Here is a 12,896-nt window from a genome sequence, read left to right as displayed (position 1 = left end):
AAACCCCCCCCCCGGCCAAAAACCCCCCCCGCGCCTCCCCCCCCGGGCCCGGGCCCGCCCCGGGGCGCCGGTTCCTCACCGCCCCCCCCCGACGCCGCGTCCGGACCGGACCGGACCGGAGTAGCCTGGACATCACCGAAGGCACTTCGCATGCCGGCACCGGATACTGGCGTCGTCTCCGGCGAACGGCAATGCCGGACCCGGCTTCTCGGCCGGGCCCGGGGACAGGTCTCTGATCATGACCACGACCCTCGATCGTGCGACGACGCCCGCCGCCACGGATTCCACGGCTCGGCTCACCCTCGCGCCCAGTGGCGTGCGGCCCGGCCGTCTGGACGGTGCCTGGTGGCCCCGCTCGCGTGATCTTCTTCTCGAACTCCCCGCCCTGGCCGCCAAGATCGACGAGCGGTGGGGCCGGATCACCCGGATCACCGTGAACCCCGCGCAGTGGCCTGTCATCCCCCGGCGGATCCCGGTCACGGGTCACACCGTCCACGCGGGCTGGTTCACCATCGAACAGGACCAGCACACGATCATGGTCTGTTCCTATGCCCCCCGTCGGCTGAGCCTGCTGGTGGTCCCGCCCCAGACGGATGCCGTCGAGGCCGCCCGGCTGATGTCCGAGGCCGCCGATCCCGCAAACACCAGGACCGCGAGCGAACTGCTCGCCGCCGAGCCGAGCACCGGTGCGACCGGGCCGGAAGTCGGTTCCGATTTCCTGCCGTCGGCCGTCACACCCTCCACCGGGCTTGGCGAGGCCGACCGGCGAGCCGATCTCGCCCGGAGCCGGGCCGCCTCCTGGCCGGCATCCGCGTAAGCGGTCGGCGGGGGCTGCCCGGGCCGGGGCCGGGCTGGCTCACTCGCGTGACCACTCGGTCTCGGCTTGGGGTTCACCGTCGGCACCGGTCCCTTCCCAGAGCCGGACCCTGACTGCCCGAGGGCCCGGCGCGGGTCGGGAGAGGGTGCGAACGAACACGTCCCGGAGATGGTTGGCCGCCCGCTGCGGCGGACCGTCGTAGTCCAGCGGATTCGGCATCGTCGTGTCGTCCTGCCGGGACCAGCGGCCGTCGTCGTCCTGGGTCTCCAGAATCCACCGGTAGCGCTGCATCGTGCCCTCCTGTGACAACCCTCCTGCCCTGACACGACCGTACGAGGCGGGCGGGCGGAGGGCGACCGGGGATGTCGACCGGCAGCCGCGGCACCACAATGGGACCAGGAGCGGAGGAGATGGCCGATGTTCGAGGCAGGCGACATCCGGGAGTGGCGCGGCCATGACGTGGTCGACGCCGACGGACACAAGATCGGCACGCTGGAGTCCGTCTACGTGGACACCGTGACCGATCAGCCGTTCTTCGCGACGGTCATGGTCGGCCTGCCCACCCGCCGCCGCCTGGTGTTCGTCCCGCTGTCCGACGCGACGGTAGGTCCCGGTTACCTGAAGGTCCCCCGGCCCAGGAGCCAGGTGAAACACGCCCCGGCCATCGACACCGACGGCGAACTCCCCGCCGAGGACGAGGCAGCCGTCTTCGCCCACTACGGGCTGGACTACGCACCGGGCACGGGCGGAGAGCGCCGCCTGGCCCGCCGCTAGGAGCCCTCCGGACCATGAAGGAGGCCGACGATGGCCCTGGTACTGTTCCTCGTCATCGTGGCGATCGTGCTCGGGCTGGTCGGTGTCGTCGCCGAGGGCCTGAAGTACCTGCTGTTCATCGGCATCGCCGTGCTGATCGTCGCGCTGATACTCTCCGCCGTCCGGTTCCGGCGCGGGGGCCGGTCCGTGAACCGCTGAGTACCATGCCGGGTCCGGGCCGGACCGGGAGTAGCCTGGACATCACCGAAGGCACCTCGCATGCCGGCACCGGACACTGGCGTCGTCTCCGGCGAACGGCAATCCCGGACTTGGCACCGGACAGGCTCGGAGACGGGTCCTTGATCATGACTGTGATCGACGGCGTGACGCTTGCCACCCCCGAACCCGCCCTGCGGTTCTCCCTGGCACCGGACGGCCCGCGAGCCGGACGGCTGGACGGGGCCTGGTGGCCCCGATCGCATGACCTTCTTTTCGAACTCCCCGCCCTGGCCGCCGAACTGGACGAGCGATGGGGTCGGGTCGCCGGAATCGCCGTGAACCCCGCCCAGTGGTTGACCGTCCCCCGACGGATCCCGGTCGCGGGCCACACCGTCCATGCGAGCCACACCGTCCACGCGAGCTGGTTCACCGCCGTGCAGGACCAGCACACGATCTCGGTCCGCTCGCACCTTGCCCGCCGGCTGACCCTGCTGGTCGTCCCGCCGCGGACGGGAGCCGTCGCCGCAGCCTGGCTGATGGCCGAGGCCGCCGATCCCGGGAACACCAGGACCGCGAGCGAACTGCTCGCCGACGAGCCGTCCGCGACGATGCCCGACCGGCGGGGGATCGTCTGGCCGGTACGCGACCCCTCGGTCTCGGCCTGGGGCTCCGCCCGATGGGGCGGGCCGTCGTCCCCGCCCGTGCGCCCCGGCACTGGCCCCCGACCGACCACCGGTGACGCCGACCACCGGTGACGCCGCCCGATCCTTCGTTCTTGCGCTCCCGGCGGATCGCCGTCAGTACTCGGAGCCGCTTCGCAGGTAGGTGCCAGCGACCTGGAGCCACGCTCCGGAGCTGAAGCACGCCTCGATCCGGTGCGGGGTGTCCTCGAAGACCCGCAGGACACGAAGCGCCCCGCTGGGGTGCAGGTCGTACTCGAAGGTGACGCCGTCCGCACCGTCCTCGTACTGCAGGTCCAGCGGCCCCTTCGACGGCTCCGCCGGCGACCGGGCCTCCGCCGAGAGTTTCACGTAGACGGACATCTTCACGTCCCGCCTTTCCTGCCTGCCCGGCGTGACCGGCTCACGGGACTGCCCCTCAGGGCGTTTCGGCCGGGGGGCCGGAGCTGACGCCGGTGTCGATGAGGATCTGCCGTGCCGAGTCGCTGCCACCGGCCCTGACCGCGCGTGCCATGGAGGCCAGGGCCGCCTCCTGGCTCGCGTGCGGGGGGACGACGAGCAGGCTGAAGTGGTCACGGTCGCCCCGTGTGACGATCACGGTGTCGTCGCCGACCGGGTAGCGGTCGATGTGCACCGACCGGCCGTCGACCATCAGACTGGCCGGGACGTCGTCCCAGGCACCCGCGTCCAGACCGACGCTCTCGATGGGGCCGAGATGACCGGTCAACGCGTGGATCAGGTCAGGGAGTTCGGCGCCGATATCGCGTGAACGCGGCCACCATGCACCGTCGAGCACGCCTTCGCGTGACCGGGTGGTCTCCAGGCGCAACGCGACCGTCCCCGGCTTCGCGGCCTGCCGGAACCGCTCCGGCAGAAACCCGTAGCGGGAGGCACTGGCTTCGTCCGACATAGCTCGCCACCTGTCAGCCCTGAGAGACCTGGCACGCCGGGTGCGGGCCGGGCCTCGCGGGGAGCGACAGCTCGGGCCGCTCCGATATCCCACGGTACTCCGCCCGCACCTGGCCGGCCCGACCGGTCGTGAGAGCAGGGGCGGCGTGCCGCTCTCAGCGCCACTCGATCAGGAACAGGGTGGCGTCGTCGCTCGTGTGCCCGCCCCGCTTCTCCTTCAGCACGTGGGAGAGCGCCCGCACCACGGCCCGCACCCCCTCCTGCGAACGCTCGACGCGGTTGACCCAGTCGATGAGCTGGTCCTCCCCGAACTGTTCCCCACCGGGCTCGCGCTCCTCGACCAGGCCGTCGGTGAAGCACAGGACCCGGTCGCCATGCCGCAGTGCCCGCTCGCTGATCACGGGCTCCTCGCCGCCGAAGCCGACCGGCAAGGTCGTCTCGCTCTCCAGCCGCTCGACGACGGCGTGGTCGCGGATCAACAGGGGCTGCGGATGGCCGGCGTTGACCCACTGCAGGTGGCCGCTGACGGTGTTCAGGCGCATCATCTGCGCGGTGACGAAGTGGTCCGGCCCGAACTGCTCCGCGATGGCCCGGTCCATGAACGCGTAGATCTCGGCGAGTCCGATGTCGGCTCGCCTGGCGTGCCGGTACGCGCCGATGGCCACGGTCGCCATGGCAGCGGCGTCCAGCCCGTGGCCCATGGCGTCGATCGTGGCCACGTGCAGAAGATCGTCGTTCAGCGCGTAGTCGAAGCTGTCGCCGGCCACCTGGTAGGCGGGTTCGAGGATGCCGGCTACGGCGACCCGCGGGGCGGTCATCGCCAACGGAGGCAGCAGCGACCACTGGATCTCCGCGGCCACGCTCATCGGCTGGAGGCGCCGGGCCTGGAAGATCCGGTCGGTGTAGCCGCTCTTGGTGACCAGCAGATCCGCGACCAGGGAGGCGAAGCGCCGCAGGAGCCGCCGGTCGTCGCCATCGACGTCGTCCAGCGTGAGTGCCAGCACTCCCACCTCGTCCCCGCCGTCCAGCAACGGCAGGTACACCCGCACCCCGTCGCCCTGCGGCACCTCGACGGAGACACCACTCAGAAAAGCCGCGCCTGCGGACGAGCCGTCGATCGGCACCGGCTCCCGGGCGGCCAGCCCCCGTCCGGACAGCGCCACCAGCACCAACTGCCCGTAGTCCTGCAGCAGGAGCACCGGGTCACGGCCACCGATCCCACGCACCGCGTCGGCGACCAATGGAGCAATCAGATGGGGCGGAAGCTCGTGGGCCTGGTCGAGCAGTGCGCCCAGCAGGTGTTCGCCGAACCCCTCCGACCGGTCCAGGCGCCGCTCGCCGTCCCTGCCCACCGACGATCCTTCCTGTCCCGTACAAGTCGGCACGGGCGCGATCAACCCCGGCACCCCGGTGCGGTTCACCGGGCCGGTCCTTCCATTACGCCCGACGGCGACGCATTCCGCCCCCGGTAACGCCCCTCCCTGCGGGGCGACGCCGCCGAGAAATCGGCTCTACCACCCGTGGGCACGACCCCGATGCGCTGCGGAGGCCGCCGATCCTGGTCTCAGTTCTGGTCTCATTCACCCCCGTCCGGCCGGGTTCAGCCGCCGCTCAACCACATATTTCGCCGCAGGTCAGAACCGGTGTGAACGCCGACGGACACCGTTGCGGAGAATTGGAAAGCGTGTTGGGGGCAACCCCTCACGAGTTCGAATCTCGTATCCTCCGCCGGCAGAAGGCCCGGACCGCATCACGCGGCCCGGGCCTTCGTCGTTTCCTGGCTTCAGTTGCCGTGTCAGAGGCGCGGGACAGAAGGACGGGGAACAGCCGGGGAGGCGGCCTGCCGAGGGTCCCAGAGGGCCGGTTCCAGGGCGCGATCGCCGTCGCCGGCGATGTCGGCGGCGATCGCTTCCAGCCGGAGAGCGGCCCGGACGGCCTCGGCCAGGTAGGGCTCGTCCTCCACGATCAGCACGCGCATACCTGGAGCCCAGGCAGCGCGGCATATCGCCGGCATATGTGTCCCCGCCCGGATCGGTCCCGGTCCCGCCGTACGGCCCCGGCCGCGGTGCGGTCGGGGCCCTCGGCGTCTCCTGCTCCGCCCGCTCCCGGGGCTCCGCTCCGCTACTCCGCGTAGGGCTGGTCGGTCCCCTGGGCGCTGTAGCCGAGGCTCCAGACGTAGCCGTCCGGGTCGGCGAAGGTGCCGCCGTACCCGCCCCACGGCAGGGCGCCGGCGGGCTTGAGGATCGTGGCGCCCGCCTTCGCGGCCTCCGCCATCACCTCGTCGACGCGCGCCTCGCTGCGGACGACGTAGGTGAGGACCAGTCCGCTGAAGCCGCTGCCCTCCGCGCTCGTGCCCACCAGGTCGGCGAGGCCCTCGCGGCCGTAGAAGCCGACGGGCGAGGCGCCGTCCGACGCGAAGAAGACCGAGATGCCGTAGTCGTTCCGGATCGTCCAGCCGAGCCCCTCGGTGTAGAACCGCTTGGCGGCCTCCATGTCGCGGACACCCAGCAGGATCGAACTCACGTGCGCCTTCATGTCGTCTCTCCGTCTGCATCTGTGGGACGTGTGGGGTGGATGACCATCACGCTAGGGGCCGACCGGTGTCCGGGACTTCTCGATTCCTGACCGGTCTCGTGACCTGCTTCGCGACACACGCCGGCATCCCCTCCACCGTGAGCGCCGCGGCCTCGGCCGCCCGGCGCCGGAAGGCCCCGGGGGACATGCCGACCAGCTCCGTGAAGCGGGTGGTGAACGTGCCCAGCGACGCGCAGCCGACCGAGAAGCAGACCTCGGTGACGCTGAGGTCGCCCCGCCGCAGCAGCGCCGTCGCCCGCTCGATGCGGCGCGTCATCAGGTACGCGTAGGGCGAGTCGCCGTACGCCGCACGGAACTGCCGGCTCAGGTGCCCGGCGGACATGTGCACCTCGCGGGCGAGCGCCTCCACGTTCAGCGGCTGCGCGTACTCCCGGTCGATCCGGTCGCGGACCCGGCGCAGCCGCGCGAGATCGTCCAGGCGCTGGGCCTGGATCCGTGCGCGCCGCCATTCAGGCGGACACACGAGCGCCCGCCCCCCGGACCTCCTGGATGCGGACCAGGTTGCCCGCGGGGTCGCGGAAGGCGCAGTCGCGGACGCCGTACGGCTGCTCGGTCGGCTCCTGGACGACCTCGGTGTCACCGGCCTGCACCTTCTCGAACGTGCCGTCGAGGTCCGGGGTGGCCAGCAGGATCCAGCCGTACGTGCCCTTGGCCATCATCTCGGTGATCATGCGCCGCTCGTCCTCGGTGATGCCGGGATCGGCGGCGGGCGGCGCCAGAAGGATCGACGTGCCGGGCTGCCCGGCCGGGCCGACCGTGATCCACCGCATCCGGCCCTGCCCCACGTCGCTGCGGACCTCGAAGCCGAGGACGTCACGGTAGAAGGCGAGCGACGCGTCGGGGTCGTCGTGCGGGAGGACGGTCGTGTGAATGGTGATCTCCATGCCTCGCAGGCTAGACGCGGCTCCCCGGGCCGCGCTTCTCGAATCCTGCTCGACGGCGCGACGGCTCGACGGCGCGACGGGCCGCCCGGACCACCGGGACCGCCCGGACCACCCGGACCACTGGGCCGCCGGGACGCGATCCCCCGGGCGCACCGGCTCGCCATGGAGCGGACACCGGGAATCCGGTGGCCGGCCCTCCACAAGATGTTGCGGACATGCTCAAAACGGCCCTAGCGTGAGCGGCTGCTCGATCCGTTCGCGTGGAGAGGCCCCTTGATGATCGGTCATGTCAGAACAGCGGCACGCGCGGTACTCGCCGCCGGCCTGCTGGTCACCGGCGCGCTCGTCGGTGCGCCGCCGGCCGCGGCCGCCGCGGCGCCGACCGCCCTGCCCGCGTCCGAGTACACGCTCACGGCGGACTACCACCAGTTCGACGCGCTCGACTCGGCCCTCGTCACGGCGCTGGGGACCTCGGCCGTGCACACGGTGATGGAGAACGCCAATCACGCCCGGCAGGCGCTCCCCGCGTCGTTCTCCGTCGCCGGCCTGTCCACCGGGTTCCGGTTCGACGACGGCGACAACTCCGACTGCCAGAGCTATCCGCAGGGCATCACGACGAGCCGGGACGCCGTGGGGACGGCGGACGGCGGCAACTACGACGGCCACCAGCTCGTGCTGGTGAGCTGGTACACCAAGGACGGCTGCGACGGCGCCCAGCAGCGCAGCCGGATCACCCTGGTCGACTGGGACGCCACCTACCCCAACACCTACCGCAAGATCCTCCTGGTGGAGCCGACCGGCACGGCGGCGGCGCCGGACTTCAAGGACATCCCGATCCACGCCGGCGGTGTCTCCTGGTACGGCGACCACCTCTACGTCGCCGACACCGGGCGCGGCATGCGCGTCTTCGACCTGCGCAAGATCCTCAACACCGACTCCGGCGGCACCGCGGACCAGATCGGCCGCCAGCCCGACGGCTCCTACTACGCGCACAACTACGCCTACGTGCTGCCCCAGACCGGCACCGTCACCTCGCGGACGACCTCCGGCACCAACCTGGTGTGGTCGTCGATCTCCCTCGACCGGGTCAGCAAGTCGATCGTGATGGCGGAGTACACCTGCCAGTCCGGCTGCACCGGCTACCCCAACCGCCCGCCGAGGGCCGTCCGCTTCCCCTTCGCCCCCGGAACGACGACGTTCGCCGCGACGACGACCGCCGGCCAGGCGCTCCAACTGCCCTGGTACAACCTCAACGGCACGGCGTCCCACAACGGCCGGTGGTGGTTCAACTCCTCCGGGCAGAAGAAGCTCTACTACTGGACCCCGGCCGCGGGCCCGTCCACCTTCGCCTGGGTCGGCGGCGGCGAGAGCCTCTCCTACTGGGAGGACGCCACCGACCCCGACCTGCTGTGGTCGCTGCAGGAGACCACGGGCGGCCGCAACGTCTTCGCCGTCACCCAGGCCACCTACGGCGGCGGCTGAGCACCGGCGGCACAGGCCGGAGGCCCGGCCCCCCGGGGTGGGGGCCGGGCCTCCGAGGGCGCCCGGGGCAGGCGGGCGCCCGGTCAGGGGGTGGGGGCGTAGTAGGTGGGGGCGGGAGCGGGAAGGGGGGCAGGGGCCGGGGTGGGGCGGAGCGGCCACCAGAGGGAGCGGCCGAGGAGCGCCGCCAGGGCGGGGACCAGGCCGAGGGAGAGGACGACGGCGGACAGGAGGATGCCGAGCGTCAGGGCGAAGGCGATCTGGGCGCTGCCGGGGGTGGTGGCGAGGGTCGCGAAGGAGCCGGCCAGGACCAGGCCCGCGGTGGCGACGGCGGGTGCGGTGTGGCGGACGGCGCGGGCCACCGCGGAGCGGGCCGGGCCGGGGCGGTGCATCTCCTCGCGGATCCGGTCGGTGATGAGGATGTTGTAGTCGGTGCCCAGGGCCACCACGAACAGGAACAGCACCAGCGGGAGGGTGAAGTTGACGCCGGGCTCGTCCAGCACGTGCTGGAACAGCAGGGTGGCGGCGCCCAGGGTGGCGGCGAAGCCGAGCCCGACGGCGAGCATCAGCACCACCGGGGCGAGCACGCTGCGCAGCAGGAGCAGCAGGATCAGGGCGATCAGGGCGGCGGCGACCGGGAAGACGATCGTCAGGTCGTGGTCGACGGCGGCGGAGACGTCGGCGAAGACCGCCGCCGTGCCGCCGACGTGGGCGCTGGTCCCGGCGGGGGTGTGGGCGGCCACGGCGGCGCGGACCGGGCCGGAGGCCAGCTCGCGGGCACGGGCGCTCTGCGGGTCGGCGGTGAGGAAGAGGTCGATCCGGGCGGCGCGGCGGTCCTCGTTCAGGACGGTGCCGCCCACCTGGCCGACGCCCTCGACCTTCGCGAGGGCCTGGGAGAGGCCGCCGAGCCGGGCGGGGTCCAGGGTGCCGCCGTCCTGCGCGGTGACGTAGACGGTGGTCGGGTCGGACACACCCGCCGGCAGGGCCCGGGAGATCTCCGCGGCGGTGGCCGAGGCCGCCGTCCCGGAGCCGCCGCCCTGGCCGTAGTCCATCCGGATCCCGGTCATCCCGGCGGCGAGGGCGCCGAGCAGCGCGACGGAGGCGAGCAGCAGGACCACCGGGCGGCGGGCGACGAAGGCGCCGTAGCGGGCGGCCGTGCCGACACCCGGTTCGCGCTCCAGGCTGCGGGAGGGCCAGAACATCCTGCGGCCGCAGGCGGCGAGCAGGGCCGGCATCAGGGTGAGGCTGCCCAGCAGCATGATCAGGACGGCGACGGCGATCGCCGGGCCGAGCGAGCGGAACTGTCCGAAGGTCGCCACGCCCAGGGTGGCGAAGGCGGCGACGATGGTCAGCGCGGCGGAGGTGATCGCGGTGCCCACCCGGGCGGAGACCTCGGCGGCCGCCTCGCGGGCGGGCTGGTCGGGCCGGGAGCGCAGGTGCTCGCGGAACCGGAAGAGCAGGAACAGCAGGTAGTCGACGCCGATGCCGAGCAGGACCACGGAGATCAGGCTCGGGGTGGAGGAGTCCAGCCGCAGTCCGGTGAGCGCCGCCGCCCCGGCCACCGCTCCGCCGGCGACGCCGCCGATCATGGCGACCGCGAGCAGCGGCAGCACGGCCGCGAGCACGCTGCGGAACACCAGCACGTTGAGCAGGACGATCAGCACGACGACCAGGCTGCTGCCGATGAGCGCGGCGGTCCGGTTGTCGTCGGCGCTGTCGGCGGCCTCGGCCAGGCCGCCGGTGAACCCGGTGCGCATCCCGACGTCGGCGAACTTCGCGCGGGCGGAGTCCCGGAAGGTCCGGTAGACCTCCTGGACGCCCTCGTCCACGGCGTTGCCGGTCAGTTCGACGGAGAGCAGTTCGAAGCTCCGGTCGGGCGCCGTCATCGCCGGGGCCACCCGGGGGGTCTGCGAGCGGTCGGGCTTGAGGAAGGCCGGCTCGTCCTCCGACCTGGGCATGACGACCCGGCGCTTGCCGAGTTCCGCCGCCTCGGCCTCGATCCGCCGCTGGTCGCCCTCGGTGAGCGCCTTGCCGTCGCTCCGGGCGACCAGCACGGTGATCGTGGTGGCGTCGGGCTTCACCCCGAACTGCTCCTCGGCGATCCGCAGGGCGGCGGCCGAGTCGTAGCTCTTCGGCAGGAAGTCGCCGGTCTGGGACTGCGTGACCCGGTTGAGCAGCAGCGGGCCCAGCGCGCTCAGCCCGAGCCCCAGCACCGCCCATAGGACGATGACCTTCCACGCGTTCCTGGTGGAGAATCCGGTCAGTGCGCGGATCACGGTGCCCTCCGGCTGATGGACGCGAACGTCGGCCTTGTCGCCGGGGGTTCCCGGCCTGTTCCCAGACCATCAGGTGAGGGGGGTGCCGGGCGTCCGGGCAGCGGACGATCCGCACCGGGGCTCCTGGTCCCCCACCGGCCCGGAACCGGGACCGTGCTCCTGGTCCGGCCGCCCGCCCTCGGCCGGAGGGAGCATCCGGGGCCGGGTGGCCGGATGCCAGAATGGGACCATCAGCGCTGGTCGGCCGGGAGGGCGAGGGACGGGATGGACGGGCGTCAGCGCCACGGGACAGCCGTGGACGAGGTGCCGCGGCACACACGGGGCCCCCGGGCAGCCGAGGACCCGGAGACGCCGCGGAAGCCGGAGAAGCCGCGGAAGCTGCGGAAGCTGCGGGAACCGGAGAAGCCGCGGAAGCGCGCCGACGGCCTGCCGTGGACCCAGGCCGACGCGCTGATGGCCGTCGTCACCAGCACCCTGGACCTGCTCGCCCACCTGCTCGTCAGCCAGGTGTCGGACGCCCCCGCCGTGGGCGTGCCGAGCTTCGTGCTCCTCGCGCTGTCGGGCGTGCCCCTGCTCGCCCGACGCCACCACCCGCTGCTGGCGCTCGCCGTCGTCCTGCCACTCCAGGCCGTGATCGACCTGACGACCCCGATGGGCACCCGCTTCGGCGCCGTCCTGACGGTCGCGCTGTACGCGGCCGCCCGCTACCGCCCCTGGCCGCTCGCCACCGGCGCCGCCGCAGCGACGGCGGTGACGACGATGCTGGCCCAGAGCGGCTTCCGCCCGCCCACCTGGGAGGGGCTCATCGCCGGCGTCTCCTCCTCCGCCCTGGTGGCCGGCGCCGGCCTCGCCGTCGCCCGCTGGCAGCGCGAGGTGGACGCCAACCGCAAGCTGCTGGCCGACCGCGCCGTGGCCGAGGAACGCCGCCGCATCGCCCGGGAGTTGCACGACATCGTGGCCCACCACATCACCACCATGCAGCTGATGGCCGGCGGCGCCCGCGCCAACCTCGGCAACCCGGAGGTGGTCCGGGACGCCCTGGTCACCCTGGAGTCCTCCGGGCGCCTGGCGCTGCGCGAGATGCGCCAGCTGCTGAACGTCCTGCGGGCCGACGACGTGCCGGACGCCGTCCCGGCCTCGCCCCAGCCCGGAGCGGACGACCTCGGCCGGCTGGTCGAGGAGTCCCGCCGCGCGGGGCTGCCGACCGACTTCGAGGTGCACGGCTCCCCGCGGCCGCTGCCGCCGACGCTCGGGCTGACGGTGTTCCGGATCGTCCAGGAGGGCCTCACCAACGCCCGCAAGTACGCGGGGCCGGCCCGCGCCCGCGTCCTGCTGGCGTACCGCGCGGACGGGATCACCGTCGAGGTGCGCGACGACGGCGGGGGCGCGCCGCCCCGGGGCCCCGAACCCGGTCCGGGCCGGGGCGGCTACGGCCTGGTCGGCATGCGCGAGCGGGTCGCCCTGCACGGCGGCACCCTGGAGGCCGGGCCCCGGCCGGAGGGCGGCTTCACCGTGCTGGCCGAACTGCCGCTGGCGGCGGAGGAGACGTCCGAGGCGGCGGTCCAGCACGGAGCGGCGGTGCCCCGGTGACGGCCGCCGGGCCCGGGATCCGGGTCCTCATCGTGGACGACCAGCCGCTGGTGCGGCGCGGTCTGTCGCTGATCCTCTCGCCGGACCCGGCCTTCGAGGTGGTCGGCGAGGCCGAGGACGGGGAGCAGGCCGTCGCGCTCGCCCACCGGCTGCGCCCCGACGTCGTGGTGATGGACATCCGGATGCCCGTCCTGGACGGGGTCGCCGCGACCGAGGAACTGGCCCGCACCCTGCCGGAGTGCCGGGTCCTGGCGCTCAGCACCTTCGACATGGACGAGTACGTGGTGGCCGCGCTGCGGGCCGGCGCGCACGGGTTCCTGCCCAAGGACGTCTCGCCGGAGGACCTGGGGGCGGCAATCCGCACCGTCCACACCGGGGAGGCGGTGGTCGCCCCGCGGCTGCTCACCCGGCTGATCTCCACCTACGTCCGGGCTCCGCTCGGTGCCCCGTCGCCGCCCGCCGTCGCCACGGGGGAGCTCACGCCGCGCGAGGTGGAGGTGTGGCGGCTGATGGCCACCGGCCTCGACAACCCCGGCATCGCCCGGGCCATGGACATCAGCCAGTCCACGGTGAAGAACCACATCACCAGCCTGTTCGGCAAGCTCGACGTGCGCGACCGCGCGCAGGCGGTCATCGCGGCCTACGAGTCCGGGGGGGTTCCACCCCCCTCGGGGGGGCGGGGGGAGGCCCGCCG

The 12,896-nt window shown here is 73.0% G+C and carries 15 protein-coding genes and 1 pseudogene; 7 read left to right on the top strand and 9 right to left on the bottom strand.

Going from position 1 to position 12,896, the window contains the following annotated elements:
• Positions 1-238 precede the first annotated feature (238 nt).
• Positions 239-817 (top strand): DUF5994 family protein, encoded by a 579-nt coding sequence (locus tag ACFXAM_RS14955; protein ID WP_380291130.1) that lies wholly within the window; start codon positions 239-241, stop codon positions 815-817.
• Positions 818-856: 39 nt separating this feature from the next.
• Here ACFXAM_RS14955 and ACFXAM_RS14950 read toward each other — a convergent pair whose 3' ends face one another.
• A complete protein-coding gene (locus ACFXAM_RS14950; RefSeq protein WP_380291128.1) occupies positions 857-1,108 on the bottom strand; it encodes a hypothetical protein in 252 nt (83 codons plus the stop codon).
• Between the two features lie 126 nt (positions 1,109-1,234).
• On the opposite strand from ACFXAM_RS14950, the gene ACFXAM_RS14945 reads away from it, so the two are divergent.
• From ACFXAM_RS14945 to ACFXAM_RS14935, 3 genes are all read left to right on the top strand, one after another.
• A complete protein-coding gene (locus tag ACFXAM_RS14945) occupies positions 1,235-1,591 on the top strand; it encodes a PRC-barrel domain-containing protein (protein ID WP_380291126.1) in 357 nt (118 codons plus the stop codon).
• 30 nt (positions 1,592-1,621) lie between these two features.
• On the top strand, positions 1,622-1,789 hold the full coding sequence (locus tag ACFXAM_RS14940; RefSeq protein WP_167352938.1) for a hypothetical protein: 168 nt from the start codon (positions 1,622-1,624) through the stop codon (positions 1,787-1,789).
• Between the two features lie 146 nt (positions 1,790-1,935).
• Positions 1,936-2,544 (top strand): DUF5994 family protein, encoded by a 609-nt coding sequence (locus tag ACFXAM_RS14935; protein ID WP_380291124.1) that lies wholly within the window; start codon positions 1,936-1,938, stop codon positions 2,542-2,544.
• A 42-nt stretch (positions 2,545-2,586) separates the two neighbouring features.
• Here the strand turns inward: ACFXAM_RS14935 and ACFXAM_RS14930 are convergent, their stop codons facing one another.
• The 7 genes and pseudogenes from ACFXAM_RS14930 to ACFXAM_RS14900 form a co-directional block, all read right to left on the bottom strand.
• The gene (locus tag ACFXAM_RS14930; RefSeq protein WP_380291122.1) at positions 2,587-2,838 is read right to left on the bottom strand and encodes a hypothetical protein; all 252 of its coding nucleotides are present in this window, start codon (positions 2,836-2,838) and stop codon (positions 2,587-2,589) included.
• Between the two features lie 49 nt (positions 2,839-2,887).
• Positions 2,888-3,379 carry a DUF5994 family protein gene (locus ACFXAM_RS14925; RefSeq protein WP_380291120.1) on the bottom strand — a complete coding sequence of 164 codons (492 nt, stop codon included), beginning with the start codon at positions 3,377-3,379 and terminating at the stop codon, positions 2,888-2,890.
• A 154-nt stretch (positions 3,380-3,533) separates the two neighbouring features.
• A complete protein-coding gene (locus tag ACFXAM_RS14920) occupies positions 3,534-4,730 on the bottom strand; it encodes a PP2C family protein-serine/threonine phosphatase (RefSeq protein WP_380291118.1) in 1,197 nt (398 codons plus the stop codon).
• Positions 4,731-5,242: 512 nt separating this feature from the next.
• Positions 5,243-5,356 (bottom strand): annotated as a pseudogene (locus ACFXAM_RS14915) (response regulator transcription factor); the annotation flags it as partial.
• 143 nt (positions 5,357-5,499) lie between these two features.
• The gene (locus ACFXAM_RS14910; protein WP_380291116.1) at positions 5,500-5,913 is read right to left on the bottom strand and encodes a VOC family protein; all 414 of its coding nucleotides are present in this window, start codon (positions 5,911-5,913) and stop codon (positions 5,500-5,502) included.
• A 46-nt stretch (positions 5,914-5,959) separates the two neighbouring features.
• Complete coding sequence (locus tag ACFXAM_RS14905) at positions 5,960-6,436, bottom strand: helix-turn-helix transcriptional regulator (RefSeq protein ID WP_380291114.1); 477 nt, start codon at positions 6,434-6,436, stop codon at positions 5,960-5,962.
• Complete coding sequence (locus ACFXAM_RS14900) at positions 6,423-6,857, bottom strand: VOC family protein (protein WP_380291112.1); 435 nt, start codon at positions 6,855-6,857, stop codon at positions 6,423-6,425. Before ACFXAM_RS14900 ends, ACFXAM_RS14905 begins: the two co-directional genes overlap by 14 nt.
• A 276-nt stretch (positions 6,858-7,133) precedes the next feature.
• Here ACFXAM_RS14900 and ACFXAM_RS14895 point away from each other — a divergent pair, with 276 nt between their 5' ends.
• Positions 7,134-8,339: a hypothetical protein gene (locus ACFXAM_RS14895; protein WP_380291110.1), complete on the top strand. Its 1,206-nt coding sequence runs from the start codon at positions 7,134-7,136 to the stop codon at positions 8,337-8,339.
• A gap of 83 nt (positions 8,340-8,422) precedes the next feature.
• Here the strand turns inward: ACFXAM_RS14895 and ACFXAM_RS14890 are convergent, their stop codons facing one another.
• On the bottom strand, positions 8,423-10,612 hold the full coding sequence (locus tag ACFXAM_RS14890) for an MMPL family transporter (protein ID WP_380291108.1): 2,190 nt from the start codon (positions 10,610-10,612) through the stop codon (positions 8,423-8,425).
• A gap of 264 nt (positions 10,613-10,876) precedes the next feature.
• Here ACFXAM_RS14890 and ACFXAM_RS14885 point away from each other — a divergent pair, with 264 nt between their 5' ends.
• Together ACFXAM_RS14885 and ACFXAM_RS14880 are read left to right on the top strand one after the other, a co-directional pair.
• Positions 10,877-12,202, top strand: a complete 1,326-nt coding sequence (locus ACFXAM_RS14885) for a histidine kinase (protein ID WP_380291106.1) — start codon at positions 10,877-10,879, stop codon at positions 12,200-12,202.
• A partial coding sequence (locus tag ACFXAM_RS14880; protein ID WP_380291104.1) for a response regulator occupies positions 12,199-12,896 on the top strand: 698 nt, incomplete at its 3' end. The genes ACFXAM_RS14885 and ACFXAM_RS14880, both read left to right, overlap by 4 nt.

Source organism: Kitasatospora sp. NPDC059462, assembly GCF_042749955.1.
Taxonomy (GTDB): domain Bacteria; phylum Actinomycetota; class Actinomycetes; order Streptomycetales; family Streptomycetaceae; genus Kitasatospora.
This window is presented reverse-complemented; position numbering and strand designations above follow the sequence as displayed.